27 protein-coding genes are annotated in these 25292 nt (G+C 61.3%); 14 read left to right on the top strand and 13 right to left on the bottom strand.

From position 1 onward, the window contains the following. The first annotated feature begins 11 nt into the window (after positions 1-11). From rpsF to dnaB, 5 genes are all read left to right on the top strand, one after another. Positions 12-377, top strand: a complete 366-nt coding sequence (gene rpsF, locus RAN89_RS13320) for a 30S ribosomal protein S6 (protein ID WP_087494188.1) — start codon at positions 12-14, stop codon at positions 375-377. A gap of 33 nt (positions 378-410) precedes the next feature. Beyond that, the gene (gene priB / locus RAN89_RS13315) at positions 411-704 is read left to right on the top strand and encodes a primosomal replication protein N (protein ID WP_257789658.1); all 294 of its coding nucleotides are present in this window, start codon (positions 411-413) and stop codon (positions 702-704) included. A gap of 17 nt (positions 705-721) precedes the next feature. Continuing rightward, positions 722-1003, top strand: a complete 282-nt coding sequence (gene rpsR / locus RAN89_RS13310; protein ID WP_029708819.1) for a 30S ribosomal protein S18 — start codon at positions 722-724, stop codon at positions 1001-1003. Positions 1004-1015: 12 nt separating this feature from the next. Continuing rightward, positions 1016-1468 carry a 50S ribosomal protein L9 gene (rplI, locus tag RAN89_RS13305; RefSeq protein ID WP_313866761.1) on the top strand — a complete coding sequence of 151 codons (453 nt, stop codon included), beginning with the start codon at positions 1016-1018 and terminating at the stop codon, positions 1466-1468. Positions 1469-1660: 192 nt separating this feature from the next. Then, on the top strand, positions 1661-3064 hold the full coding sequence (gene dnaB / locus RAN89_RS13300) for a replicative DNA helicase (protein WP_313866760.1): 1404 nt from the start codon (positions 1661-1663) through the stop codon (positions 3062-3064). An 82-nt stretch (positions 3065-3146) separates the two neighbouring features. On the opposite strand, the gene RAN89_RS13295 is transcribed toward dnaB, so the two are convergent. The 3 genes from RAN89_RS13295 to RAN89_RS13285 form a co-directional block, all read right to left on the bottom strand. Beyond that, entirely contained in the window at positions 3147-4850 is a 1704-nt protein-coding gene (locus tag RAN89_RS13295) for a PhoH family protein (RefSeq protein ID WP_313866759.1), read from the bottom strand. A gap of 177 nt (positions 4851-5027) precedes the next feature. After that, a complete protein-coding gene (locus RAN89_RS13290) occupies positions 5028-5504 on the bottom strand; it encodes a peroxiredoxin (RefSeq protein ID WP_087494183.1) in 477 nt (158 codons plus the stop codon). 154 nt (positions 5505-5658) lie between these two features. Further along, a complete protein-coding gene (locus RAN89_RS13285; protein ID WP_313866758.1) occupies positions 5659-6024 on the bottom strand; it encodes an Mth938-like domain-containing protein in 366 nt (121 codons plus the stop codon). A 101-nt stretch (positions 6025-6125) separates the two neighbouring features. Between RAN89_RS13285 and RAN89_RS13280 the strand changes: the two genes are divergently transcribed. The 5 genes from RAN89_RS13280 (at position 6126) to moaD (ending at position 11763) form a co-directional block, all read left to right on the top strand. Beyond that, on the top strand, positions 6126-7352 hold the full coding sequence (locus RAN89_RS13280) for a pyridoxal phosphate-dependent aminotransferase (protein WP_313866757.1): 1227 nt from the start codon (positions 6126-6128) through the stop codon (positions 7350-7352). 71 nt (positions 7353-7423) lie between these two features. Next, on the top strand, positions 7424-8746 hold the full coding sequence (locus tag RAN89_RS13275; protein WP_313866756.1) for a homoserine dehydrogenase: 1323 nt from the start codon (positions 7424-7426) through the stop codon (positions 8744-8746). A gap of 15 nt (positions 8747-8761) precedes the next feature. Then, positions 8762-10189: a threonine synthase gene (gene thrC / locus RAN89_RS13270; protein WP_313866755.1), complete on the top strand. Its 1428-nt coding sequence runs from the start codon at positions 8762-8764 to the stop codon at positions 10187-10189. 66 nt (positions 10190-10255) lie between these two features. Further along, complete coding sequence (locus tag RAN89_RS13265; protein WP_313866754.1) at positions 10256-11515, top strand: molybdopterin molybdotransferase MoeA; 1260 nt, start codon at positions 10256-10258, stop codon at positions 11513-11515. After that, positions 11512-11763 (top strand): molybdopterin converting factor subunit 1, encoded by a 252-nt coding sequence (gene moaD, locus RAN89_RS13260; protein WP_313866753.1) that lies wholly within the window; start codon positions 11512-11514, stop codon positions 11761-11763. The genes RAN89_RS13265 and moaD overlap by 4 nt, the downstream gene beginning before the upstream one ends. Here the strand turns inward: moaD and dapA are convergent, their stop codons facing one another. Continuing rightward, positions 11764-12666: a 4-hydroxy-tetrahydrodipicolinate synthase gene (dapA, locus tag RAN89_RS13255; RefSeq protein WP_313866752.1), complete on the bottom strand. Its 903-nt coding sequence runs from the start codon at positions 12664-12666 to the stop codon at positions 11764-11766. Between the two features lie 257 nt (positions 12667-12923). Between dapA and RAN89_RS13250 the strand changes: the two genes are divergently transcribed. Continuing rightward, on the top strand, positions 12924-13424 hold the full coding sequence (locus RAN89_RS13250; RefSeq protein WP_313866751.1) for a molybdenum cofactor biosynthesis protein MoaE: 501 nt from the start codon (positions 12924-12926) through the stop codon (positions 13422-13424). Between the two features lie 20 nt (positions 13425-13444). On the opposite strand, the gene RAN89_RS13245 is transcribed toward RAN89_RS13250, so the two are convergent. Further along, on the bottom strand, positions 13445-14044 hold the full coding sequence (locus RAN89_RS13245) for a hypothetical protein (RefSeq protein ID WP_313866750.1): 600 nt from the start codon (positions 14042-14044) through the stop codon (positions 13445-13447). A 160-nt stretch (positions 14045-14204) separates the two neighbouring features. On the opposite strand from RAN89_RS13245, the gene clpB reads away from it, so the two are divergent. After that, positions 14205-16796: an ATP-dependent chaperone ClpB gene (clpB, locus tag RAN89_RS13240; RefSeq protein WP_313866749.1), complete on the top strand. Its 2592-nt coding sequence runs from the start codon at positions 14205-14207 to the stop codon at positions 16794-16796. Here clpB and RAN89_RS13235 read toward each other — a convergent pair. The 4 genes from RAN89_RS13235 to osmF are packed head-to-tail and all read right to left on the bottom strand — an operon-like array spanning position 16793 to position 20634. After that, the gene (locus RAN89_RS13235) at positions 16793-17599 is read right to left on the bottom strand and encodes an ABC transporter permease (RefSeq protein ID WP_313866748.1); all 807 of its coding nucleotides are present in this window, start codon (positions 17597-17599) and stop codon (positions 16793-16795) included. The genes clpB and RAN89_RS13235 overlap by 4 nt on opposite strands. After that, positions 17592-18530 (bottom strand): ABC transporter ATP-binding protein, encoded by a 939-nt coding sequence (locus RAN89_RS13230; protein WP_313866747.1) that lies wholly within the window; start codon positions 18528-18530, stop codon positions 17592-17594. The genes RAN89_RS13235 and RAN89_RS13230 overlap by 8 nt, the downstream gene beginning before the upstream one ends. Next, positions 18527-19696, bottom strand: coding sequence for an ABC transporter permease (locus RAN89_RS13225; protein WP_313866746.1), 1170 nt, complete (start codon positions 19694-19696; stop codon positions 18527-18529). Before RAN89_RS13225 ends, RAN89_RS13230 begins: the two co-directional genes overlap by 4 nt. Positions 19697-19704: 8 nt before the next feature. Continuing rightward, complete coding sequence (osmF, locus tag RAN89_RS13220) at positions 19705-20634, bottom strand: glycine betaine ABC transporter substrate-binding protein OsmF (RefSeq protein ID WP_313866745.1); 930 nt, start codon at positions 20632-20634, stop codon at positions 19705-19707. Between the two features lie 114 nt (positions 20635-20748). Here osmF and RAN89_RS13215 point away from each other — a divergent pair, with 114 nt between their 5' ends. Next, complete coding sequence (locus RAN89_RS13215; protein ID WP_087494170.1) at positions 20749-21030, top strand: DUF427 domain-containing protein; 282 nt, start codon at positions 20749-20751, stop codon at positions 21028-21030. 91 nt (positions 21031-21121) lie between these two features. Here RAN89_RS13215 and RAN89_RS13210 read toward each other — a convergent pair whose 3' ends face one another. From RAN89_RS13210 to RAN89_RS13200, 3 genes are all read right to left on the bottom strand, one after another. Further along, a complete protein-coding gene (locus tag RAN89_RS13210; RefSeq protein ID WP_313866744.1) occupies positions 21122-22045 on the bottom strand; it encodes a pyridoxal-phosphate dependent enzyme in 924 nt (307 codons plus the stop codon). Between the two features lie 10 nt (positions 22046-22055). Beyond that, a complete protein-coding gene (locus RAN89_RS13205; protein ID WP_313866743.1) occupies positions 22056-22547 on the bottom strand; it encodes a cupin domain-containing protein in 492 nt (163 codons plus the stop codon). A gap of 63 nt (positions 22548-22610) precedes the next feature. Further along, complete coding sequence (locus tag RAN89_RS13200) at positions 22611-23444, bottom strand: AraC family transcriptional regulator (protein WP_313866742.1); 834 nt, start codon at positions 23442-23444, stop codon at positions 22611-22613. A gap of 77 nt (positions 23445-23521) precedes the next feature. On the opposite strand from RAN89_RS13200, the gene RAN89_RS13195 reads away from it, so the two are divergent. Further along, positions 23522-24763 (top strand): MFS transporter, encoded by a 1242-nt coding sequence (locus RAN89_RS13195; RefSeq protein ID WP_313866741.1) that lies wholly within the window; start codon positions 23522-23524, stop codon positions 24761-24763. 12 nt (positions 24764-24775) lie between these two features. Here the strand turns inward: RAN89_RS13195 and RAN89_RS13190 are convergent, their stop codons facing one another. Continuing rightward, a complete protein-coding gene (locus tag RAN89_RS13190) occupies positions 24776-25261 on the bottom strand; it encodes a DUF2059 domain-containing protein (RefSeq protein WP_313866740.1) in 486 nt (161 codons plus the stop codon). Positions 25262-25292: the final 31 nt, after the last annotated feature.

Here is a 25292-nt window from a genome sequence, read left to right as displayed (position 1 = left end):
AAGGAGTATCAATGCGTCATTACGAAATCATCCTCATGATCCACCCGGATCAGAGCGAACAAGTTCCTGCAATGCTGGAGCGTTACAAGGGCATGATCACCGCTGGCGGTGGCAAGGTGCACCGTGTTGAAGACTGGGGCCGTCGTCAGATGGTTTACATGATCAACAAGCTGGCCAAGGCCCACTACCTGTGCGTCAACATTGAAGCCGACCAGGCTGTAATGTCTGAACTGGAACACGCATTCAAGTTCAACGACGCCGTGTTGCGCCACCTGACTGTGTCCAAGAAGAAAGCCGAAACCGGTCCTTCTTCCATGATGAAGACAGTCGAGCGTGAAGACGCACGCAAGGCCCAGCAGGCCGAGTACCAAGCCTAATTGAACGGGGCAACGGACCTTTCCCGTTAAGGAGTGCAAGCGAATTCATTGGTTCTAGGTGCTTGTATCGCAGAGGTAGAAACCATGCGCTACACACCGGCAGGCTTACCAGCCTTGAATCTGCGGCTCGAACATGAGTCAGTCGTTCAGGAAGCCGGAAGCAGCAGAACCGTGAAGGTGGTAGTCAAGGCGGTGGCCTTCGGAACCCTGGCAGAGCGGCTTGCAAAGCAAGCCATAGGCAGTGTCTGGAACTTCACCGGTTTTTTGGCTAATGCACGACAGGGAAAGTCAGTCGTTTTCCATATTCAAGAATTTTTGCAAGATTAATTTTTTAGGAGTCCATCATGCCCGGACCAAAACGTTTCAACAAAGACAAGCGCCCCAAGCGCAATACCCAATCGCTGCTGTTCAAGCGCAAGCGCTTCTGCCGCTTTACCGTGACCGGTGTGGAAGAAATCGACTACAAAGATATCGACACTCTGCGTGATTTCATTGCTGAAAACGGCAAGATCATCCCCGCACGCCTGACCGGCACCCGCGCTATTTTCCAGCGCCAATTGAACACCGCTATCAAGCGCGCTCGCTTTTTGGCGATGTTGCCTTACAGCGACCAGCACAAGATCTAAGGAGTCCCGACCATGCAAATCATTCTGCTCGACAAGGTCGTGAACCTCGGCAACCTCGGCGAAATCGTCAAGGTGAAAGACGGCTATGCTCGCAACTTCCTGATCCCCTCCGGCCGTGCTCGCCGTGCTACTGAATCTGCCAAGGCAGAGTTCGAAGCCAAGCGCGCCGAATTGGAAAAAGCAGCTGCAGCCAAGTTGGCTGAATGCCAGGCTTTGGGCGAAAAGCTCGGTGGTACAACCATCAAGCTGACCCAAAAGGCTGGCGTGGATGGCCGTTTGTTCGGTTCCGTCACCAACTATGACATCGCTGAAGAGTTGGCCAAGGCTGGTTACAAAGTTGCCAAGTCCCAGATCCGCATGCCTAACGGCCCTATCAAGGTCGTGAGCGACAGCACTGTGAGCGTGGCTCTGCACACCGACGTGGTGGTGGATATCACTGTGTCTGTGTACGGCGAAACCGCTTAAACAGTCTTTGGCATGCTGCCTGGCAACAGGCAGCATCCGCACAAAAGCCGCCAGGGCCTGTCCCTTGCGGCTTTTGTATTTTGTGCGGGCACTTATCCCGCTATTTGCACAGTTTTCCCACAGCTTGCCCCCAGCCTTTCCCTCGACGCGCGCTCCGGTCCGCTTTAGGATGAAGGGTTACAAGGAAACTTCATGTCAGCAGTCCCTACCTCTCTTGATGGCTTTGAGTCCGACCGGCAAATTGCCCAATTGCGGGTACCGCCTCATTCCATTGAAGGCGAGTCCAGTGTTATTGGTGGTCTGCTGTTGGACAACGAGGCTTGGGATCGCGTCAGTGACATCCTGATGGATGCGGACTTCTACCGTCACGAGCATCGCTTGATCTATGCGTCTATAGGCACTCTGATCAACGGGAACAAGCCGGCTGACGTCATTACCGTCTTCGAGCACCTGCAGAACCAGGGCAAGGCAGAGGAGGTGGGTGGACTCACCTATCTCAACTCTTTGGCCCAATACGTGCCGAGTGCGAGCAACATCCGTCGTTACGCGGAGATTGTTCGCGACCGCTCCATCTTGCGCAAGCTGGTCAGCGCCAGTGACGAAATCGCCACGAATGCGTTCAATCCCAAGGGGCGGCCAGTCTCTGAAATCGTCGACGAATCCGAGCAGAAGATCTTCAACATCGGCGAAGCCGGCAAGCGCAACAAGCAGGGCTTCCAGTCCATGGACAGTCTGGTGGTCAATCTGTTGGACCGTGTGCAGGAGATGGCGGACAACCCGAATGACGTTACCGGCGTCCCCACAGGCTTCATCGACTTTGACCGTATGACGGCAGGTCTGCAAGCCGGCGATTTGATTGTGCTGGCGGCACGTCCTTCCATGGGCAAGACGGCCTTGGCCATCAACATTGCAGAGCATGTCGCCCTGAACGAAGGATTACCGGTCGCCATCTTCTCGATGGAAATGGGTGCCGCCCAATTGGCGGTGCGTATCGTGGGCTCCATCGGCCGCGTGGACCAAGGCCACTTGCGTACCGGCAAGCTGACAGACGAGGAATGGCCTCGACTCTCGGAAGCGATTGAGAAGCTGCGGACCATTTCACTGCATATCGATGAAAGTGCCGGTCTGAACTCCAGCGAGGTGCGTGCCAATGCCCGTCGCTTGGCACGCCAGTGCGGACAGCTTGGCCTTATCGTGGTGGACTATTTGCAGCTAATGAGCGGCAGTAGTGGCGACGGGGAAAACCGTGCTACCGAGCTCGGCGAAATTTCCCGAGGACTCAAGATGCTCGCCCGTGAGCTCAAATGCCCGGTGATTGCCTTGTCCCAGCTCAATCGCTCGGTGGAGCAACGCCCCGACAAGCGCCCCATGATGAGTGACTTGCGCGAGTCCGGCGCCATTGAGCAGGATGCGGACATCATCATGTTCATTTACCGTGATGAGTACTACACCAAAGACCAATGCAAGGAACCTGGCGTAGCTGAAGTCATCATCGCCAAGCAACGTAACGGCCCGACAGGCACCGTCAAGCTCGCCTTCATGAACCGGTTCACCAAGTTTGAAAACCTGGCCCACAGCGGTGGGGACGATTACTGATCTCCAGTAAACCTGATAGAAAAAGGGCTGGACGCCATTTGGCTTCCAGCCCTTTTTAGATGTGCGCGAGTAGCTATCTATTTCATAGCACTTCGCTGGCGAAGTCTGCCAGGCGAGAGCGCTCTCCACGGGCCAGGGTGATGTGCCCGCCGTGGGGCCAGCCCTTGAACTTGTCCACGGCGAAGGTCAAGCCCGAGGAGCCCTCTGTCAGGTAAGGCGTATCAATCTGGGCAAGGTTGCCCATGCAGATGATTTTGGTGCCAGGCCCTGCCCGGGTGATCAGTGTCTTCATCTGCTTGGGCGTCAAGTTTTGAGCCTCGTCGATGATGACGTACTTGTTCAGGAAAGTACGTCCGCGCATGAAATTCATGCTCTTGATCTTGACCCTGCTGCGAATCAGCTCGTTGGTGGCAGCGCGGCCCCATTCGCCTGCGTTGGTGTCTGTCTTCCCGAGCACTTCGAGGTTGTCGTCCAGCGCGCCCATCCAGGGGCCCATTTTCTCTTCCTCAGTGCCAGGCAGAAACCCGATGTCCTCGCCCACGCTCACGGTGGCGCGGGTCACGATGATCTCGGTGTAACGTCGATCATCCAGCACTTGGGTCAATCCCGCCGCCAAGGCCATCAGGGTCTTGCCAGTACCTGCTGTGCCGGTGAGGGTCACGAAATCGACTTCCGGATCAGTCAGCAGGTTCATCGCAAAGTTCTGTTCGCGATTACGGGTAGTCACGCCCCACACGGCATTCTTGAGATGGTTGAAGTCCTTCAACGTTTTGAGGACCGCGGTAGTGCCGCGGATTTCGGTCACGCGCGCGTACAAGCTGGGTTCGCCGGGAGACTCGAAGTAGACGAATTGGTTGATCATCATCTGGGGCACCACAGGGCCATCCACCTTGTAGAAGGTGTGTTGGCCTTGCTGCCAGCTCTCTACGCTCTGTCCATGGGTAGCCCAGAAGTCCGAGGGCAGGGCAAGCGAGCCGGAATACAGCAGGTCGCCGTCTTCCAGAGTTTTGTCGTTCTGGTAGTCGTCGGTGGCCAAGCCCAAGGCACGCGCCTTGACGCGCATGTTGATGTCTTTGGAGACCAGCACCACTTCACGAGGGGCGTAGTGCTGGCGCAGTGCTTCCACCACGCCAAGAATCTGGTTGTCTGCCTTGCCTTGGGGCAAGCTGGTGGGCAGGGTGTAGTTCAGCGGCTCTGTCTGGAACATCAGCTTGCCGCGCGCGTCTGTGTGGCCGGTGCTGTCCAGCATGAAGCCTGCGGTAATGTCCGCGCCCGGTGTGCCTGCCAGCGCATCCAGGGTGCGACTGGTTTGGCGTGCGTTGCGGGCCACTTCGGTCATGCCTTTTTTGTGACCGTCCAACTCCTCCAAGACGATCATCGGCAGATAAATGTCATGTTCCTCAAAGCGGAACAGGCACATGGGATCGTGGAGCAAGACGTTGGTGTCGAGTACGAAGAGCTTTTTCGGGCCGTTCGTTTTTGCACGTTTGCTGCGCTTGGCTTCCGGGGCAGCGGCGACCGCCTTGGACACGGACTTCGTCGGCAGTGCCACAGGCGCGGGAGCTTGGGCTGTTACTGTGGCGGGTGCGCGTGTCAGTGCTGGCGTTAGTGTGGACTTCTTGGTTTCCCGGGCGAGCGGCCGTTCCTGGACGACCTGGGCTGTTTGGGGTAGCACAACTTCTGGGGCGGCCTTGCGGGCCGGGCGGGCGGATGCTCGCGCGGGAGCCTCAAAGTCTTTGGCGGTCAATCGATCGGCACGCTTGGACGGGGCGGGGGGCAGTGGCATGGAGTGGATTCGCAGAAGTTGGGAAGTGGAAAAGCAATGCCGAAAAAGCGAAAAAGCCGCCTTGAGCCAAGGCGGCTTTTTCGGGGAGCGCGGTTGCAAGCTTCAACGGCATGCAAACCATTATGCATGAGCCCCGTGACGCCAAATGCCAACGGGTGCATCAAAACAACAAGGGAATCAGGCGGCTTTTTTGAGGGCCTTCACAGCCTTCAACACGTCATCCACATGGCCTGGAACTTTCAGACCGCGCCATTCTTCTTTGACCAGGCCATCGGCGCCAATCAGGAAGGTGCTGCGTTCAATGCCTTTGACCTTCTTGCCGTACATGATCTTGTTTTTGACCACGCCGAACATGTGGCACATTTTTTCTTCTGTGTCAGCGATCAGCTCAAAGGGGAGTTCCAGCTTGGCCTTGAACTCGTCGTGGGACTTCATGTTGTCCCGTGATACGCCGAACACTTCTGCGCCAGCCTTCACGAAATCCTTGTACTTGTCCCTGAATTGCATGGCTTCGGTAGTGCAGCCAGGGGTATTGTCCTTGGGGTAGAAGTACAAAACCATGGTTTTCCCGACGTGGGTGGTGTTGGTCACCTTGATGCCGCCGGTGGCGTTGGCCTCAAATTCGGGAAGGGGTTTGTTGACAACAATCGCCATATGGAATTTCAATCTCGGTGTTTCAGCCCGGCGAGCCGGCCTGGTCAGTCATAGGGGACAGCGTCGAACGTGACAGCAATTCTTCGCTCTGGACCGCAACCCATGATTTTACTCTGAAAAGGCACCGCCCGGACGCCTTTCCCGAGGGCGTCACCTAGATGATGAGTGCAGCCACCACTTTGCGGCCTTCACCCGACAAAAAGTTATAGGTACGGCAGGCCGCCTGGGTGTCCATGGTTTCCAGTCCGATACGACGGCTGTACAAAGGCCTAAGCCACTGTGGATGGGGGAAACGGATGTTTGCGCCACTCCCAAAAAGCACCAGCTCCGACGCAAAAGTGGCCAGCTCTTCAAAGTGAGGTTCTCCCAGATCTTCGAAGCGCAAGCAGGACCACGGCTGAATAACGCCTTGGCTGCTCACTATGATGCTGGAGTGGTATTTCTCACCGTTCACTTCGACCCAGCCGGGGCCATAACCGGTGATGGAGGGGCCTTGTAAAGCGTCGGGAATGAATTTCATGGGGAGAGGTGTGGTCCGGGAGAGGCCGGCGGGGCGGGATGCCTGCCGAACTGTGGTCAAATTATAGGTTTCGCCCTGTGCTGACACCTCCCGGAGGGACTTTGAAAACCATTCAGAAATCTGCCAAGCTGGCCAACGTGCTCTACGACATCCGCGGTCCTATCATGGACGCGGCGCGTCAGATGGAGGACGAGGGTCAGAAGATCATCAAGCTCAATCTGGGCAACTTGGCGGTGTTCGGTTTTGATGCCCCCGAAGAAATCCAGCAGGACATGATCCGCAACCTGCCCAACTCGGCAGGCTACTCCGACAGCAAAGGCATTTTTGCAGCCCGCAAAGCGGTCATGCATGAGACCCAGAAGCAGGGCATTGCCGGCGTTACTCTGGATGACATTTATCTGGGCAACGGCGCCAGTGAGCTGATCACCATGGCTACCAATGCCTTGCTGGACAACGGCGACGAGTTGCTGTTGCCCATGCCTGACTATCCCTTGTGGACTGCAGCCACCAGCCTGTCCGGCGGCACACCGGTGCATTACCTGTGCGATGAGAACAATGGCTGGATGCCCGACCTGGACGACATCCGCGCGAAGATTACGCCACGCACCAAGGGCATTGTGGTGATCAACCCCAATAACCCGACCGGCGTGTTGTATTCCACCGAGCTGCTGCAAGGCATCATCGAGATCGCCCGCCAGCACGGCCTGGTGATTCTGGCGGACGAGGTCTACGACAAGGTCTTGTACGACGGTATCCAGCACACGGCCATGGCCAGCTTGTCGACCGACGTGTTGACGCTCACCTTCAACTCCCTGTCCAAAAGCTACCGCTCCTGCGGGTATCGCGCAGGCTGGCTGGTGGTGTCAGGCAACAAGAAGTCGGCGGCTGATTACATCGAGGGCCTCAACATGCTCTCGAACATGAAGCTGTGCTCCAACGTACCCGGCCAGTGGGCGATCCAGACCGCTTTGGGCGGTTACCAGAGCATCAACGATCTGGTGTGCGAAGGCGGGCGCCTGCGCCGCCAGCGCGACTTGGCCTATGAGCTGATTACCGCCATTCCCGGCGTGACCTGTGTGAAGCCGCAGGCCGCGCTGTACATGTTTCCCAAGCTGGACCCCAAGGTGTACCCCATCTCGGACGACCGGCAATTTTTCCTGGAGCTGCTGCGCGAGACCCGCGTCATGCTGGTGCAGGGAACCGGCTTTAACTGGCATGCGCCCGACCACTTCCGCATCGTGTTCCTCCCGCATGAGGACGATTTGCGTGAAGCCATCGGCCGCATTGCCAAGTTCCTTGAGAGCTATCGCAAGCGCAACGGGAACTGACTCACTCTGATTTTGATAGCTGCCTGCGCACTGTTTGCAAGGGCTAGACGCACTTTTTACGTAAGAACGATATGAAACCGATACAAGTAGGCCTGCTCGGCATTGGCACCGTGGGAAGCGGCACATTCAACGTGCTCAAACGCAACCAGCAAGAAATCCAGGGCCGTGCCGGTCGCGGTATCGAAATCACCATGGTGGCTGACCTCGATGTGGCACGTGCCCAAAGCGTCGTCGGTCCCGACGTGAAGGTGGTGAACGACGCGCGCGCCGTCATTGCCAACCCCGAGATCGACATCGTGATCGAGCTGATCGGCGGCTATGGCATTGCCAAGGCGCTGGTGCTCGAAGCCATCGCGGCCGGCAAGCATGTGGTCACGGCCAACAAGGCCTTGCTCGCTGTGCACGGCACCGAAATTTTTGCTGCGGCATCCGCCAAGGGCGTGATGGTGGCGTTTGAAGCGGCTGTGGCCGGTGGCATTCCCATCATCAAGGCACTGCGCGAAGGCCTGACCGCCAACCGCATCCAGTGGATTGCAGGCATCATCAACGGCACCACCAACTTCATCCTGTCCGAAATGCGCGACAAGGGCCTGGACTTTGACGTGGTGCTCAAAGAAGCACAGAGTCTGGGCTACGCCGAAGCCGACCCGACCTTCGACATCGAAGGTGTGGATGCCGCGCACAAAGTCACCTTGATGAGCGCGATTGCATTCGGCATTCCGGTGCAGTTCGACAAGGCCTATGTGGAAGGCATCACCAAGCTGGGCGCGGCCGACATCAAATACGCCGAGCAACTGGGCTACCGCATTAAGCTGTTGGGCATTACCAAGCGCACGGCCGCCGGCATTGAGCTGCGCGTGCACCCCACACTGGTACCGGCCAAGCGCCTAATCGCCAATGTGGAAGGCGCCATGAACGCAGTCATGGCCCATGGCGACGCCGTGGGCACCACGCTGTACTACGGCAAGGGCGCAGGCTCAGAGCCCACTGCCAGCGCCGTCATTGCCGACTTGGTGGACATCACCCGCCTGCACACTGCGGATGCCGCCCAGCGCGTGCCGCATCTGGCCTTCCAGCCCGATGCCATCAGCAACACCCCCGTGGTGGCGATGAGCGAAGTCGTGACCAGCTACTACCTGCGCCTGCGCGTGGCCGACGAGGCCGGTGTATTGGCCAAGGTCACCGGTTTGCTGGCCGAGGCCGGCATCAGCATCGATGCCGTGCTGCAGCGTGAAGCGGACGAAATCAGCGGTGAAGCTGCGACCCAGACCGACGTCATCATCCTGACCCACGACTGCGCAGAAGCCAAAATGAACGCGGCCCTTGCCCAGATGCAAGCGCTGCCTACCGTGTTGCAGCCCATCACCCGCATCCGCAAGGAAGAGCTGGCGTAATCAGGACACTGCCGAATGCAATACATCTCTACACGCGGTAACCAAGACCGCAAACGCTTCTGCGAAATCCTGCTCGAAGGCCTGGCGCCGGACGGCGGGCTTTACATGCCGGTGGCCTATCCGCAAGTGGACGACGCCACGCTGACTCGCTGGCGCAAGGTCTACCACGAGCAGGGCTACGCCTCGCTGGCGTTTGAAATCCTGTCGCTGTACATCGACGACATTCCAGCCGACGACCTGCGTGCCCTGTGCGCCAAGACCTACACCGCCGAAGTGTTCGGCACCGGCGAGATCGTGCCCCTGCGCCACCTGCAGGACGGCGTCTGGATCGAAGCGCTGTCCAACGGCCCGACTCTGGCGTTCAAGGACATGGCCATGCAGCTGCTGGGCAACCTGTTCGAATACGAACTGGCCCGCCGCGGCGAAGAGCTCAACATTCTGGGCGCCACCAGTGGTGATACCGGCAGCGCAGCCGAACACGCCATGCGCGGCAAAAAGGGCGTGCGCGTCTTCATGACCAGCCCGCACGGCCGCATGAGCCCGTTCCAGCAGGCACAAATGTTCAGCCTGCAGGACGCCAACATCTACAACATCGCCATCAAAGGCGTGTTTGATGATTGCCAGGACATCGTCAAGGCGGTGTCCAACGACCTCGAGTTCAAGCGCAAGTACAAAATCGGTACGGTGAACTCCATCAACTGGGCGCGTCTACTGGCCCAGGTGGTGTACTACTTTGCCGGCTACATCCAGGCGACAGAACAGAATTCGCAAAAGGTGTCGTTCAGCGTGCCAAGCGGCAACTTCGGCAACGTGTGTGCCGGACATGTGGCCCGCCAAATGGGCCTGCCCGTCGACAAGCTGGTGGTTGCCACCAACGAAAACGATGTGCTCGACGAGTTCTTCCGCACCGGCGTGTACCGCGTGCGCGGCACTGCAGACACCCACGAGACTTCCAGCCCGTCCATGGACATTTCCAAGGCCAGCAACTTCGAACGCTTTGTGTTTGACCTGCTGGGCCGCGACGGTGCGCGAGTGAAGGCGCTGTTCGGCGAAGGCCTGTCCAAGACCGGCCAGTTCGACCTGAGCGCCGACCCTGTCTTCGCGCAAGCGGCTGCCAAGTACGGTTTTGTGAGCGGCAAGAGCACCCACGCCAACCGCCTGGACACCATCCGTGCGACTTATGAGCAGCATGGCATGATGATCGATACCCACACCGCCGATGGCCTGAAGGTGGCCTTGGAGCACCTGACTGCCGGCGTGCCCATGGTGGTGTTGGAGACCGCATTGCCCATCAAGTTCGCGGCCACCGTGGTCGAGGCCTTGGGTCGTGACCCTGTCCGCCCGGCGCAGTTTGAAGGTATCGAAGCCCTGCCCAAGCGCGTGCTGGTCATGGATGCAGATGTGCCCGCCATCAAAGCGCTCATTGAGCGTGAGTGTGTTTGATTTGTGTATGAAAATGCTGCTTTGCGCCCGTCAAATGTGCGCGAGCAGCTCCTGAATCGATAGCAAATGACTTCTGCACCCAGCGCCCCTCGCAAGCCTCTTTTGCCGTTGGACGATGCACTGGCGCAGTTGCTGGCTGCCGTGGTGCCCTTGAAGGCAACCGAGCAGGTTTCCACTTTTGAGGCAGACGGCCGGGTGCTGGCGGCGGACGTGGTGTCCAGCCTGCAAGTGCCGGCCTTCGACAATAGCTCCATGGACGGCTATGCCGTGCATGCCGAAGACCTGTTGCGCGGCTCCCACGAGCTGAGGGTCACGCAGCGGATTGCCGCCGGCTCGGTCGGTGAACATCTGCAAGCCGGCACGGCGGCCCGCATTTTCACCGGAGCACCGGTGCCTCCCGGGGCCGATGCGGTGGTCATGCAGGAAGACTGCACGCCAATCCACGACGAGCGCCATGGCCAGCCCGAGACCATCCGGGTCAACACCACGCCCTTGCCGGGCCAGTACATCCGCCATGCGGGTGAAGACGTGCAGCGTGGGGATTGCGTGTTGCCCGCGGGTGCCCGCTTGGGGCCGGCTGAATTGGGCCTGGCAGCCAGCATCGGCATGGCGCATCTGGAAGTAGTGCGCAAGCCGCGTGTGGCCTTGTTCTCGACCGGGGACGAGCTGGTCATGCCCGGCACCGTCGCCCCGCAGGACATGCCCCCCGGCGCCATTTACAACTCCAACCGTTTTTTCCTGCTGAATCTGCTGCGCCGTATGGGCTGTGAGGTGGCAGATCTGGGCATCGTGCCGGATAACCGTGCCGCGACCGTCGCAGCGCTGCAGGGTGCTGCAGCAGACAACGACGTCATCCTCACCAGCGGTGGCGTGTCGGTGGGCGAGGAAGACCATATCAAGCCCGCAGTGCAAAGCTTGGGAACGCTGGATTTGTGGCAAATCGCCATCAAGCCAGGCAAACCCTTTGCGCACGGGCGCATTGGCGCGGCGCACTTCATCGGGCTGCCGGGCAACCCGGTTTCCAGCTACGTGACCTTCCTGCTGTTGGTGCGGCCGTTCTTGTTGCGCCTGCAAGGTGTGCGGGACCTTGCCATGAAAAGCACGGCGGTTCGCGCAGATTTCGATTGGCCCCAAGCCGACAAGCGCCGCGAATTTTTGCGGGTGCGTCGCAATGCCAATGGCGGGCTTGACCTGTTCAACAACCAGAGCTCCGGCGTGCTGACCTCCGCTGTCTGGGGAGATGGTGTGGTCGATGTCCCACCCGGGCAACCGATCTTGTATGGCCAAACCGTGCAATACATCCCCTTCAGCGAGTTGCTGCGATGAAAGTCACCATCCGCTACTTCGCCTCCATGCGCGAGGCCATGGGCACCTCCAGCGAAGTGCTGGAGACACAGGCACTCACTCTGGGTGCGCTGCGGTCTGAATTGCTGGCGCGCGGCGGTGCCGGCGCCGAAGCGCTGGATACCAACCGCTCCGTCCGCATGGCCCTCAACCAGGTCATGAGCGGCCCGGACGCCGCCCTGACAGAGGGGTGCGAAGTTGCATTCTTCCCCCCGGTCACTGGCGGCTGATCAAATGGCCCGGGCGTGCGCCACCAGCGCGGGTATCCCTTCGCTGAGTGTCCGCAGTCGTGCCGTCAAGCCCTCGGATGCAGCATCCATAGGCGCACGCAGTTCATTCAATAGCAGGCCCTGATGGGCCATTAGCGCCTTTAAGGGCCCGGGATTGGGCTCCGCAAATAAAGCATTCAGCAGGGGCAGCAAAGGGCGCCAAAGTGCCCGGGCCGCCGGCAGTTCCCCGGCCCGCAGCAAGGCAATGACGTGCACCATGCGCTGGGTGTGCACATGGCCGCCGGCCGCAATGGCGCCAGCGCCTCCCAGCGCCACGGTGTTGAAGATGCGGCTATCGTCCCCCGCCAATACCTGAAGGGCTCCATCCGCAATCAGATGCTGGGTCTTGAGGTCGTCTGCACCGCAGTCCTTGATCGCCACGATGCGCGGGTGTTGCGCCAAGGTCCGCAGTGTTTCCAGCGCAAGCGTGCTCCCTGTGCGGGCGGGAATGTCGTAGATCACGACCGGCGATGTGCTGGCATCGGCAATCGACTCGAACCACTGAATGAGTCCTGTCTGGCTGGGGCGGATGTAGTGTGGTGCCGGTACCAGAATGCCGTGTACTCCGCAGCGATTGAGGGTGCGCACCCATTCGAGAGTCTCCGGCAGGTGGTAGCCCGACAGGCCCATCACCAGGGGCAAGTCACCTGCCGCGGACCGGACGGTGTCCAAGACCGCCAGCTGTTCCTCAGGGCTGAGGGCAGCGGCCTCGCCGGTGGAGCCACACACCACGAAACCTGCCACCCCCTGGTTCGCAAGCTGCCGCACCAATCGGTACAGGGCGGGGTGGTCCACCGCTCCACGCTCAAAGGGGGTGACCAGTGGAATCCACAGGCCGGAAAAATCAGGAGTCAACTCGCGCATACGTACATCCTTTTCGAGGAAAAGACCGATGGAAGAACCATCGACAAACGCGCGGCGGGAGGTGCAAAAAAAGGGTAAGGTGCCTGTGTTGCAGTTCCATCGCTCATTTGAGGACGGAACCGCAGCTCCGGTCAAATGAGCTTCGGCTTTTTGGATTTGTTCGCGCACAACGCACCCGCGCACGCGGGTGCAGCAAAGAGCATGGGGGTGTGAGCTACGAACATGCAGCCATGCTACCACGGTGCCACAATCTGCCCATGGCCCATCCCACACCCGCAACGCCCCGCGTTCGTATCCAGACCGAAGCCTTCGACCTCGCCCGGGAGATCAGTCAGCTCCAAGCTGCCGACCCGCGCGTGGGTGCGGTGTGCAGCTTTGTCGGCACCGTGCGCGACCGCAACACCCCCGGTGCAGCCGGCTCGGTGCAGACCCTGGAGCTGGAGCATTACCCCGGCATGACCGAAAAATCCATCGAAGCCATGGTGGAAGAGGCGTTTGCCCGCTTCGACATCTACGGCGCCCGCGTGGTGCACCGGGTAGGGGTGTTGCAACCCACCGAGGGAGTGGTGCTGGTTGCGGTGACCTCGGCCCATCGCGGGCAGAGTTTTCAGGCCTGCGAATTCATCATGGATTACCTCAAGACCCAGGCGCCGTTCTGGAAAAAAGAGACCACGCCTGAAGGCGCGCACTGGGTGGACGCCCGCGTGAGCGATGACGACGCCCTGGCCCGCTGGGGTATCACGGCGCCTAACGCCTGAGCCGAGGGGCTGGCCGGGTATCAGTTCAGGTACTTGGGCGGCTCTGCGTTGGCAAAAGCGTCCCACTCGGAGGGCTGAGCGTCCGTCTCGATCTCCTGGATGATGGGCAGGGTGGGCTCCAAGCCTTTGGGTGGGTCAATTCCCCAGTCGCTGTTGCGCAGGGCCAGGCCGATCACATGCAGCAGGGCAATCAGGGTGTCGCTGCCCATGTTGATCTCCAGCTGGCGTGACTCTTCAGCTCCGGGCAGTGTTTCCTCAAACCGCACCGAAAGCATGTCCGCGCCCTGCAACTGGATGTGCGCGGTAGTGACCAGCAAGGGCTGGTCGGTGTCACTCAACAGGGGTTGCCGGGATTGAAAAGGCGTATCGAAATCGGCCTGTTGCAAGGATTCCTGCCGCTGGAAAACGTCCACCGCATGTTGCGCCGCCCCGTCATGGCCCGCAGGCGTGGGGTTTGGCAGGGCCAGTTGCTCGGAGGTTTTTGCCAAGTGCGGGTACAAGCCCCGCAGCATCCGGCGGGTCAGCCACAGGCGTTGCTCTTCCCCCTCGGGCGAGTTCATGCGTACCAAAATACGGTCGTGCTCGGCCACGTAGCTGACTTGGAATTGGTGGATCTGCATGGAGGCAATTGGAGAAAACAGGGTGCGCCTCCATTATCGGATGTGTGCAGCTTTGAGCTTCGGATTTGTGCTGGATCAAGGTCTGGGCGTGGGCAGGCTTGAAAACCACCCCCGCAGACCCAAGCTGGGGGTTAATCTCAGAACACACGGGGGTCACACCATGCGAATCGACAAACTCACCACCAAATTCCAGGAAGCGCTGGCCGAAGCCCAGACGTTGGCGCTCACCCATGACAACGCCTTCATTGAGCCGGTCCACGTGCTGGCCGCCATGATCCGCACGGATGACGCGCCCAAGGCCTTGATGAACCGGGCCGGCGTCAACGTAGCGGGCTTGCTGGCTTCGGCCGAGGCGGCTATCAAGCGCCTGCCGCAGGTGCAAGGCCATGAGCAGGTCACCGTGGGGCGCGACATGGTGTCGCTGCTCCAGGCGGCTGAGAAAGAAGCCATCAAGCGTGGCGACCAGTTCATTGCCGGCGAGCTGTTTTTGCTGGCCGTGGCCGACCACAAGGGCGACGCTGGGCAAATGGCCCGCACCAACGGCCTGACCCGCAAGAGCCTGGAGGCCGCCATTGACGCCGTGCGTGGCGGCCAGAAGGTGGACAGTTCGGACGCCGAAGACCAGCGCGAATCCCTCAAGAAATACTGCATCGACCTGACCGAGCGCGCCCGCATGGGCAAGCTGGACCCGGTGATAGGCCGGGACGACGAAATCCGCCGCGCCATCCAGGTGCTCCAGCGCCGCACCAAAAACAACCCGGTGCTGATCGGCGAGCCCGGTGTGGGCAAGACGGCCATCGTCGAAGGCCTGGCCCAGCGCATCGTGGAGGGCGAGGTGCCCGACAGCCTCAAGGGCAAACGTGTGCTTTCGCTGGATATGGCCGCGCTCTTGGCCGGTGCCAAGTTCCGTGGCGAATTTGAAGAACGCTTGAAGAACGTGCTCAAGGACCTGGCCAAAGATGAAGGCCAAACCATTGTGTTCATCGACGAGCTGCACACCATGGTGGGCGCCGGTAAAGGCGAGGGCGCCATGGACGCGGGCAACATGCTCAAGCCCGCGCTGGCGCGTGGCGAACTGCACTGCGTGGGCGCCACCACGCTGGACGAGTACCGCAAATACATCGAGAAGGATGCCGCGCTGGAGCGCCGTTTCCAGAAGATTCTGGTCGGTGAGCCCACGGTGGAAGCCACCATCGCCATCCTGCGCGGCCTGAAAGAACGCTACGAGGTGCACCACGGCGTGGACATTACCGACCCGGCCATCGTGGCTGCGGCCGAGCTGAGCCACCGCTACATCACCGACCGCTTTTTGCCGGACAAGGCCATCGACCTGATTGACGAGGCGGCCTCCAAAATCAAGATCGAGCTGGACTCCAAGCCCGAGGTCATGGACAAGCTGGACCGCCGTCTGATTCAGCTCCAGATCGAGCGCGAAGCCGTCAAGAAAGAAAAAGACGAAGCCTCGCTCAAGCGCTTTGAGCTGATCAACGAAGAGATCAACAGCCTGCAAAAAGAGATTGCCGATCTGGACGAAATCTGGAAGGCCGAAAAAGCCACCGCTCAGGGCAGCGCTCAGGTGCGCGAAGAGATCGACAAGCTGCGCACCCAGATCGAGAGCCTGACCCGCAAGGGCGACCTCGCCAAAGTGGCCGAGCTTCAATACGGCAAGTTGCCCGAGCTGGAAAAGCGCCTCAAGGAAGCCCAGGACCAGGAAGCCGGCAAAGCGGCAGCAGGCGGCGCCAATCGCTTGCTGCGCACCCAGGTGGGCGCGGAAGAAATTGCCGAAGTGGTCAGCCGCGCCACCGGCATTCCGGTGGCCAAGATGATGCAGGGCGAGCGCGACAAGCTGCTGCAAATGGAAGGCAAGCTGCGGGACCGCGTGGTGGGGCAGGAGGAAGCCATTGCCGCCGTGTCCAATGCCATTCGCCGTTCACGCTCCGGTCTGAGCGACCCAAACCGGCCTACCGGCTCTTTCTTGTTCCTGGGCCCCACGGGCGTGGGCAAGACCGAACTGTGCAAAGCGCTGGCGGGTTTCTTGTTTGACAGCGAAGAGCACCTGGTCCGCATCGACATGAGCGAGTTCATGGAGAAGCACTCGGTGGCCCGTCTGATCGGTGCGCCCCCCGGCTATGTGGGTTACGAGGAGGGTGGTTATCTCACCGAAGCCGTGCGCCGCAAACCCTATGCCGTGCTGCTGCTCGACGAGGTGGAAAAAGCCCACCCCGATGTGTTCAATGTGCTGCTTCAAGTGCTGGACGATGGCCGCCTGACCGACGGCCAGGGCCGCACCGTGGACTTTAAAAACACCGTCATCGTGATGACCAGCAACATCGGCAGCCAGCTCATCCAGAGCATGGTGGGGGAGGACTACGAAGACGTGAAAGAAGCGGTGACCGGCGAGCTGAAAAACCACTTCCGCCCCGAGTTCTTGAACCGGATCGACGAGACCGTGGTCTTCCACTCGCTGGATGCCGCCAACATCGCCTCGATTGCCAAAATCCAGCTGGCCACGCTGATGGCACGTCTGGCCAAGATGGACCTGACGCTGGCGGTGAGCGATGCGGCAGTGGCCGAGCTGGCCAAGGTGGGCTTCGACCCGGTGTTCGGTGCGCGGCCCTTGAAGCGCGCTATCCAGCAGCGCATTGAGAACCCGCTCTCCAAGCTGCTGCTCGAAGGCAAGTTCCTGCCCAAATCGACGATTCAGGTGGGGGTGGACCCCATCCTGGCGCCGGGGCAGTTCAGCTTCAGCTAAGCCGTCTGGGGCGCCATGGCGTCCCACTGCAGTTGCCGTGCCAGCCGGTCAAATGCGAGGTCGGCCGAGATCGCCAGCAGGCCCACCAGAAGTGCGCCTTGCAATACATAGGCCGTATTGAACCCCGAGAGCCCGACGATGATGGGGGAGCCCAGCGTTTTGGCTCCTACTGTGGAGGCAATGGCTGCCGTGCCGATGTTGATGATGACGGACGTGCGCACGCCGGAAAGCCACAAAGGCAGGGCCAGTGGAATCTGCACTTGGGTGAGGATGTGCCGAGGTGACAGCCCCATGGCCCGGGCGGATTCCAGCACCGGGCGTGGCACCGACTCCAGCCCGGCCAGGGTCCCTTGCAACACTGGCAGTAGCCCGAAGAGCGAGAGGGCAATCAGTGCCGGCAACTCGCCGAAGCCCACCGCAGGCACCGCCACCGCCAACACCGCCACGGGCGGAAAGGTTTGCCCCATGGCGGCCAGTGTTTCCATCAAGGGTTTGAAGGCGCGCCCCGTCTCCCGCGTGGTAGCCAACCCGGCAGCTGTGCCCACGAGAACAGCCAACGCACTGGACAGCAGCACCAGCCCAAGGTGCTGCCACAACAGACCGGCCAAGGGTTCTTGAAGGTACACCGGGCGCGGCAGGGCGGGGAACAGCGTAGCGAAGACGGGTTGTGAATACGGCAGCCCATAGGCCAGGGCCAGTAGCACTGCCACGGTCCAAGCCAGCCGGTCGGCCCACCAACGGCTTTGGCGCCTTGGCGGGCTGTGTGCGGCCATTACAGCCTTGGTTTTGGTTGCTTCAGCCATGCCGGGCTTCCAGCAAATCGGCAGCCTGCACCTGGCCGAGCATGGTGCCATCAGCATGGCGCACTTCCAGCACCGACACGCCTAGCGCAGCCATCTGCGAAATGGCTTCCCGCACCGTGGCGGTATCGGCGATGGCATGCGTCGGTGTCGCTCCAGGCACCGCTTGCACCAAGGGCGCAATCGGCCGCAGCGAAAGCTGCTTGAGCCCCAAGTCTGCGCGCCCCAGAAAGTCGGCCACAAAGTCGCTGGCGGGTTGTTGCAGCAGGTCCAGCGGCGTGCCCACTTGCGCAATGCGGCCGTGGTTCAGCAGCACGATGCGAGAGGCCAGGAGCAGGGCTTCGTCCATGTCGTGGGTGACCAGCACAATGGTTTTGCCGGTGGCGCGGTGAATGCGCTTGAGCTCCAGTTGTAACGTCGCGCGGGTCACCGGGTCCAGCGCGCCAAAGGGCTCGTCCATCAGCAGCACATCAGGGTCGGCAGCCAGCGCACGCGCCACGCCCACCCGCTGCTGTTGCCCGCCGGAGAGCTGGTGCGGGTAGCGGCTGGCGTATGACTCGGGGGCCATGTCCAGCAGTTGCAGCAGCTCCGTGACCCGGGCTTGCACGCGGGCGGCATCCCAGCCAAGCAGCGTGGGCACGGTCGCAATGTTGCGCGCCACGGTCCAGTGGGGGAACAGACCCACCGACTGAATGGCATAGCCCATGCGGCGGCGCAAGTCCTGCACATTGAAGCTGTAAATTTCTTCACCACCCAGCAGAATGCGGCCGCCATCGTGATCGACCATGCGGTTGATCATCTTGAGGGCGGTGGATTTGCCGGAGCCCGAAGGCCCGAGCAACACCACCAGTTCGCCTTGGGCGATGTTCAGGTTCAGGTCGGTGATGGCGGGTGTGCCGTCATACGACTTGCAGGTGTGGTCAAAGGTGATCATGCGGCGGGCTTCTCCAGCAAGGTGCCAAGCATCTTGAAAAAACTGTCTGCCAGCACCGCCAGCAGCACGATGGGAATCACACCCAGCATCACCAGCTCGTTGGCCGCGCTGAACAAGCCGTCAAACATGATGCTGCCCAAACCTCCAGCCCCGACTAGCGCGGTCACTGCGGCCAGGCCCGTGGTTTGCACGACCGCGGTGCGCAGCCCGATCAGCAGCACCGGCAAGGCCAGCGGCAGCTCCACATGCCACAGCACTTGCCGTGGTGTCATGCCCATGGCGCGCGCCGCGGTGACAGTAGCCTCCGGCACTTGCCCCAGCCCGGCCAACGCCGATCGCAGGATGGGCAGCAGTGCATACAGCAGCAGCGCCAGCACCGCAGGCGCCAGGCCCACCCCGCTAATGCCGAGCCGGCCCAGCGCAGGGGCTTGGGCCGCTAGCCACCCGAGCGGCGCCATCAGCAAGCCGAACAAGGCGATGGAGGGAATGGTTTGAATCACATTGAGCACCGGGAACAAGGTCTCACGCAGCCCCCGCGCGCGGCTCATGCGCCAGGCCAGCGGCACGCCGATGGTCACGGCCGGTGCAATGGCCAACAGCACGATTTGCAGGTGGCGCATGATGGCGGGGCCGAACACATCGCTGTGGTTGGCGTATTCCTTGGCGATGGACAAGTCCTGCCCCGCGCCCAGTGACAGCAACAGGGGCACGAACAAGGCACCTTGCATCACCAAGCGTGGCAGGGTGGCCAGTTGCAAACGGGTGACCGCGTCCAGCGCCGCCAACCAAGCCAGCGCTGCCAGCGTCCAGAAGCCCGCACCCAGCGCGGTACGGGTCAGAGGGTTATCGCCTTGGCTGGCCGTGCTGGCGTGCTGGCCAGCCAGCAGCCACAGGCCGGCCAGGCTCATGGCCATCAGCAGCGCAACGCTGGCCTGGGTGAACCGTTTGTGCGGCCGCGCGATGGCGAGGCACAGCCAAGCCACAAACAGCGCTGCGCCGGCCCAGCTCGTGTGGGTTGTGAGCAAGTCCGTGAGGAAAACCGGCTCGCCAGACAGCAGCCGGTTCGGTGCGACCCGTACAAAGGGCAGGGCCCACGCGGCCCCCAGCGCCAGCGCTACACACAGCGCCAGTACCGGGTTCCAGCGGTGGGCAGGCGCTTCTTCCACTCAGCGGCTTACTTCAAGAAGCCCTTGCTTTGCAGGTAGGCAGTAGCCACCTTGCGAGGGTCTTGGCCTTCCAGTTGAATGCGGGCATTCAGGGTTTGCAGGGTGGGGCCATCCAGCGACTTGAAGATGGGCGCCAGCACGGTGGCAATGGCGGGGTAGCGCTTGAGCACTTCTTCACGCACCAGCGGCGCCGGGGCATAGACCGGCTGCACGCCCTTGGGGTCTTCCATCACTACCAGGCCCAGCGCGGCCACCGGGCCGTCGGTGCCGTAGGCCATGGCAGCGTTCACGCCCGATGTTTTCTCGGCAGCTGCCTTGATGGTGGCAGCGGTGTCGCCACCGGCCAGCACCAGTGCCTGGTCCGCACGCAGCTTGAATCCGTAGGCGGCCTGGAAGGCGGGCATGGCGTCAGCACGTTCCATGAACTCGGCAGAGGCGGCCAGCTTGAAGGCACCGCCCTTGGCGATGTACTGGCCCATGTCGTCCAGGGTGCGCAGCTTGTTGGCGGTGGCGATGTCTTTGCGTACCGCAATCGCCCAGGTGTTGTTGGCATTGGCGGGTTCCAGCCAGACGATTTTGTTTTTCTCAAAATCCATCTTCTTGGCCAGCTCGTAGCCAGCGCGCAGGTCTTTCCAGGCTTTGCTGTTTTCGTCGCCCAGCATGAAAGCGCCGTTGCCGGTGTACTCGGGGTAGAGATCAATTTCACCGGCCAGCAGGGCGGTGCGTACCACCTTGGTGTTGCCCAGCGAGACCTTGTTTTCCGTCTTGATGCCGTTGGCCTCCAAGGCCAGCACCACGATGTTGCCCAGCAACTTGCCCTCGGTGTCGATCTTGGAGCCCACCCGCACGGCGTTTTGGGCATGGGTAGACCCTATCGCGAAAAGGCCGGTGGCCAGCACCAGCAGTGTGCGGCGGAGGAGGGGAGTGGACAGTCGCATAAGAGGCCTTTCAAGTAGTGGCACAGGATAAGCGAAACCGATTGCCCCCGTGTGGCGCTCATGGCGGCCGCCTGTGTTGCAATGGCAAGCTCATTAGCCCCACCGGAGACCGCCATGAAAGCCATTTGGAACGGCACCGTGATTGCCCAGAGCGACGACACCGTGCTCGTCGAAGGCAACCACTACTTTCCCGCCAGCAGCCTGAACCGCGACTACGTGCAGTTCAGCAACCACAAAACCAGCTGCGCCTGGAAAGGCCAAGCCAGCTACTACTCGCTGATGGTGAACGGCGAAATGAACATCGACGCCGTCTGGTACTACGCAGACCCCAAGCCCGAAGCCGCCATGGTCCGCGACCGCGTAGCGTTCTGGAAAGGTGTGCAGGTCACTGCCTGAAGATATTCAGAGAAAGTTGGCTGCTAGCGCCCGTGGAATATCCGCGAGCAGCTACTGATTCGATAGCACATGCCTCTGGAGGCCTAAGGAATCAGACCTTCCGCCACTGGCGAATTTGGTCCACCGTGGCCGTGGCGCCGCCGCACACCACGAACAGCACATTGCGGTAGGGCGCCAGTACCGGGTGCGCTTCATAGGCCAGTGCCAGGCTCGCGCCACAGGCGGGCTCGACCAGCACACGGTGGTCATTCAGAAAGCGCTCGCAGGCTTCCAGCGCACTCGCGTCGGATACCAACACGCTTTGCACCGGGCGCTGCTGCGTGTACTGCATCGCCTGCTCGCACACGCGCTTGGCACCCAGCGAGCTGGCAATGCTGGTGATGGCGTCCAGCGCCACGGTGTGCCCCGCCTGCATGGCGGCATGCAGCGAGGCGGCACCTTCTGTTTCCACCGCGATGATGGGCACGTGCCCCCAGCCATTGCGCGCCATGCCCTCCGCCACGCCTGACAGTAAACCGCCGCCACCCACCGACAGCACCACCGCATCGGGCACCACGCCGGCGCTGGCCACCTCATCCATCATGCTGGCGTGGCCCGTCCAGAGCAACGGGTCGTCAAACGGATGCAAAAATGCATCAATCGGCCCCACCATGGAGAGCGCCAACTCATTGGCCTCTTGCCATGACGCGCCGTGCACGATCACATCGGCGTTTTCAAGTCGCAGCAACTCTTGCGCGCGCACTGTGGTGGTCTGCGGTACCACCACCGTCACCGGAATGTTCAGCACCCGCCCGGCATAAGCCACGGCCATGCCCGCGTTGCCGCCGGACGACGACACAAAACGCTTGGCCCCGCGCTGCGCATGGATCTGGCAGGCATGGCCAATGCCACGAATCTTGAAGCTGCCGGGCGGCTGCAGCGCCTCCATCTTGAGCCAGACAGTGCGCTGTGCGGCGAGGCCGAGGGCGCGGGATTCGAGGAGCGGGGTTTGCAGGTGGAGCGGGGTAGCGTTCATCGCTGAAATGTTACGGCGTTTTTGTGGATGGATATGGCGTTCCATCCTTGTGCATGAATACCCAAGCCCCGTCCCGCATCACGGCTTGCAGGTCGTCGTCGGGGTAGTGGCCTTCGTCACCGGGTGTTCGGTCGCCGATTTCCAAATACACCACGTCATCCTCTGTCTGGTTCATTAGCTGGTGGCCGTTGCCGCTGCCGGCGACAAAGCCGGCGCACATGCCGGGCGCAAGTGCTGTGGCGCCTTCGTCGGTCAGCAGGGTGGGGTGGCCTTGCAGGATGTAGATGAACTCGTCCTGCTTGGTGTGGTGGTGGCGTAGGGCCGAGATGGCGCCCGGCGCCAGCCGGGTCTGGTTGACGCCGAAGTTGCGCAGCCCGAACACATCGCCTAGCGCGCGCTTTTCGCGCCCCGTCATGCGCGAAGCAAAAGGCTCGGGGTAGTTGGACGGCTTGGTGCGGGGCGCTGCGTCGGCTGCGCGAATGGCAATGGGGGGCTTGGACATGTGTTGGCTCCGGTTGTATATAAAAAGTGACTCTGGCGCTCATGGAATATGCGCAGGCAGCTCCTACTTTGATAGCGACTTGCTCTGGAAATAGCTGGGTGCCTGGCCCATGGCCTGTTTGAACATGGCAGAAAACGCACTGTCGCTGGCGTAGCCGCTGGCCGCAGCGACCTGGGCAATGGGCATGCCGCGGGCGAGCTGGGGCAGGGCGTGTGCCAGCACCGCCTGGGTGCGCCACTGCTGGTAGCTGGTGCCCAGCTCTTCGCGGAACAACCGGGCGACGGTGCGCTCGCTGGCGCCCACCTCGGCCACCCATTCGCGCAGCTGGTTTTTCTCCGCCGGGTCGCGCAGCACAGCTTCGCACAGGGCGCGCAGGCGCTTGTCTCCATGCACCGGGTGGGGCATGGGCACGCCAAGGTCCTGAATATCAGCGCGGCGGATTTCGTCCAGCGTGAGGGCCATGAGCGCGTTCTCCCGCTCACCGGCTTGGCTGCCCTGTAGCGCGCCAATCAGCTCACGCAGCAGGGTGCTCACCACGAGCACGCGGCAATCGGTCCAGTCCGGCGGCAGAGCCCCGGGGGCGATGTCCACGGTACGCAGTTCGGCGCTCTCCAGCACCACCACGTTGTGTTGCACCTGCGGCGCGATCCACACTGCACGGCTGGGGGGCACGATGAAAGTGGTTTCGCGTTCTCCTTGCGTCACGGTAACTTGCATCAGCCCACTGGCGCAGTAGGTGAACTGCGACCACGCGTGTTGGTGCGGCTCGATGTGCGCGTGCATGGCCAGCGCGCGCCCGCGGCTGCGCACCGGGCGATCGCGTGTGGGTGGTCGGCTGGGCGATGCATCGCTGGGGACGGGTTGCAAGGGGTGGGGTGTGCGGTGGGGGCGTCTCATGGCGGCTTGGCGGGTTTTCGATGATTATTGTCTTTTTGTCGCATTCCAGAAAACCCGTACGGTCGTACGATGGCTGCATGACTACCACCACCCTCCAAGCCCCAGCCGCTGTTGCAGCTCCTTTCAAACAAGATGCCACCGTGATCGGCCTGGTCGGCCTGGCCCATGCCAGCTCGCACTTCGGGCACTTGTTGTTGCCGTTGCTTTTTCCGGTATTCATGCAGGAGTTCGGCCTGAGCTATTCGCAGCTGGGCTTGCTGATGACGGTGTTTTTTGTGGTGTCCGGTGTGGGGCAGGCTTGTGCCGGCTTTGTGGTGGACCGTTTAGGTGCGCGGCCTTTGCTGTTTTTGGCGCTGGCCCTGTTTGCTGCCGCCTGCGTGGCGGCTTCCATGGTGACCGGCTACACCGGTTTGTTCGCCGTGGCAGCTCTGGCCGGCTTGGGCAACGCCACCTTCCATCCGGTGGACTTCACCATCCTGAACCAGCGGGTGTCGGCCCCGCGTTTGGGCTATGCCTTCAGTGCCCATGGCCTGACCGGCAACCTGGGTTGGGCGTTAGCCCCGGTGTTTTTTGCGGGCTTGGGCGCACTCTTCGGCTGGCGGCAGGCGTATCTGGCGGCAGCGGTGATGTACCTCGGAGTGATGGCCCTGTTGTTTGTGCAGCGAGCGCATTTGCACACCACGGTAGCCCGCAAGCCGGAGCCGGTGGCCGGTGCCCAGAAGGCGGAGCACGACATGGCCTTCATGAAACTGCCTGTGGTGTGGTGGTGCTTCGGTTTCTTTTTGCTCTCCACCATGACCCTGGCCGTGGTGCAGAGCTATGCGGTGTCCATCCTCAAAGCCATGCACGGGGTGAGTTTTGAGGCGGCCACGCTCACCATTTCGTCTTACATGCTGTGCGGCGCGGTGGGCATGTTCATTGGCGGGTTTGTGGCGGCCAAGTCGCGCCACTCTGACCGTGTGGTGGCGCTGGCCATGGCGGCTGGTGCGGTGCTGCTGGCACTCTGCGGAACCGGCCTGTTGGGGGCGACCGGCACCATGGTGGTGTTGGCCATTACCGGCTTTGCGGTGGGCATAGGCGGCCCCTCGCGCGACATGATGATCAAGAAGGCCACGCCCAAGGGCGCAACCGGCCGGGTCTACGGCTTGGTGTACTCGGGCTTGGACACAGGCTTTGCCATTTCTCCGCTGGTGTTCGGCGTGTTCATGGACCGGGGCTGGTACGGCTCCACGCTGCTGGGCGCGGCACTGGTGCTGTTGCTGAGTGTGGGTGCGGCACTGGGCGTGGGCAAGCGCACGGGAGCGCCTGCGTCGGCATAAGCCCCTGCCTTTTTAGCGGAACTGGCTGCAGGCTGCATCCAGTCCTGCGGTGTTCATGCCTACATTGAGCGCCCGTGCTCTGGCGCGACTACAAGCATCCAGAAAAATGGGCATCAAGTTGCGCGGTTCTTTCATGGACTGGCTCACTGTGCGGAATTTCTTGCCCACAGGTGAGTTGGTGAATTCCAGTGCTTGCTGTAGCTCTTCGCGCGTCATGTCGCGAGCCCATACCTCGGCAATCGCTTTGATGAAGTTTTCGCGATTGAAGGCGTTTTTCATTTCCTCAATGAAAATTTCCAGCGACCGGTCAGATTTGCCGCTGCTGGCAGCGTTGCGTTGGAGGTTGTCGAAGGCGCCGTCCAATACAGGTTTGAGACTCTTGAAGGAGTCATCAATGGATGTCTCTGCCAATTGGTAGGCCAGCTCGCGAGTGGTCTGCGCGGCTACAGGGCCGATGGCGGTGACGGTGAAAGCAATTGCCAGAATCCAATGGCGCATGGTACGAATTAAAGGTGGCGGGCGCTCCAGT

It is taken from the genome of Rhodoferax mekongensis (assembly GCF_032191775.1).
GTDB classification, from domain to species: Bacteria; Pseudomonadota; Gammaproteobacteria; order Burkholderiales; family Burkholderiaceae_C; genus Allorhodoferax; species Allorhodoferax mekongensis.
Note: the sequence above shows the minus strand (reverse complement) of the source record. Positions and strands in the feature narration are given on the sequence as shown.

Coding starts and splice junctions, on each gene's coding strand:
- rpsF (WP_087494188.1), top strand. CDS start 12: ATGCGTCATTACGAAATCATCCTCATGATCCACCCGGATCAGAGCGAA.
- rpsR (WP_029708819.1), top strand. CDS start 722: ATGCCCGGACCAAAACGTTTCAACAAAGACAAGCGCCCCAAGCGCAAT.
- rplI (WP_313866761.1), top strand. CDS start 1,016: ATGCAAATCATTCTGCTCGACAAGGTCGTGAACCTCGGCAACCTCGGC.
- dnaB (WP_313866760.1), top strand. CDS start 1,661: ATGTCAGCAGTCCCTACCTCTCTTGATGGCTTTGAGTCCGACCGGCAA.
- RAN89_RS13295 (WP_313866759.1), bottom strand. CDS start 4,850: ATGCCACTGCCCCCCGCCCCGTCCAAGCGTGCCGATCGATTGACCGCC.
- RAN89_RS13290 (WP_087494183.1), bottom strand. CDS start 5,504: ATGGCGATTGTTGTCAACAAACCCCTTCCCGAATTTGAGGCCAACGCC.
- RAN89_RS13285 (WP_313866758.1), bottom strand. CDS start 6,024: ATGAAATTCATTCCCGACGCTTTACAAGGCCCCTCCATCACCGGTTAT.
- RAN89_RS13275 (WP_313866756.1), top strand. CDS start 7,424: ATGAAACCGATACAAGTAGGCCTGCTCGGCATTGGCACCGTGGGAAGC.
- thrC (WP_313866755.1), top strand. CDS start 8,762: ATGCAATACATCTCTACACGCGGTAACCAAGACCGCAAACGCTTCTGC.
- RAN89_RS13265 (WP_313866754.1), top strand. CDS start 10,256: ATGACTTCTGCACCCAGCGCCCCTCGCAAGCCTCTTTTGCCGTTGGAC.
- moaD (WP_313866753.1), top strand. CDS start 11,512: ATGAAAGTCACCATCCGCTACTTCGCCTCCATGCGCGAGGCCATGGGC.
- dapA (WP_313866752.1), bottom strand. CDS start 12,666: ATGCGCGAGTTGACTCCTGATTTTTCCGGCCTGTGGATTCCACTGGTC.
- RAN89_RS13250 (WP_313866751.1), top strand. CDS start 12,924: ATGGCCCATCCCACACCCGCAACGCCCCGCGTTCGTATCCAGACCGAA.
- RAN89_RS13245 (WP_313866750.1), bottom strand. CDS start 14,044: ATGCAGATCCACCAATTCCAAGTCAGCTACGTGGCCGAGCACGACCGT.
- clpB (WP_313866749.1), top strand. CDS start 14,205: ATGCGAATCGACAAACTCACCACCAAATTCCAGGAAGCGCTGGCCGAA.
- RAN89_RS13235 (WP_313866748.1), bottom strand. CDS start 17,599: ATGGCTGAAGCAACCAAAACCAAGGCTGTAATGGCCGCACACAGCCCG.
- RAN89_RS13230 (WP_313866747.1), bottom strand. CDS start 18,530: ATGATCACCTTTGACCACACCTGCAAGTCGTATGACGGCACACCCGCC.
- osmF (WP_313866745.1), bottom strand. CDS start 20,634: ATGCGACTGTCCACTCCCCTCCTCCGCCGCACACTGCTGGTGCTGGCC.
- RAN89_RS13215 (WP_087494170.1), top strand. CDS start 20,749: ATGAAAGCCATTTGGAACGGCACCGTGATTGCCCAGAGCGACGACACC.
- RAN89_RS13210 (WP_313866744.1), bottom strand. CDS start 22,045: ATGAACGCTACCCCGCTCCACCTGCAAACCCCGCTCCTCGAATCCCGC.
- RAN89_RS13205 (WP_313866743.1), bottom strand. CDS start 22,547: ATGTCCAAGCCCCCCATTGCCATTCGCGCAGCCGACGCAGCGCCCCGC.
- RAN89_RS13200 (WP_313866742.1), bottom strand. CDS start 23,444: ATGAGACGCCCCCACCGCACACCCCACCCCTTGCAACCCGTCCCCAGC.
- RAN89_RS13195 (WP_313866741.1), top strand. CDS start 23,522: ATGACTACCACCACCCTCCAAGCCCCAGCCGCTGTTGCAGCTCCTTTC.
- RAN89_RS13190 (WP_313866740.1), bottom strand. CDS start 25,261: ATGCGCCATTGGATTCTGGCAATTGCTTTCACCGTCACCGCCATCGGC.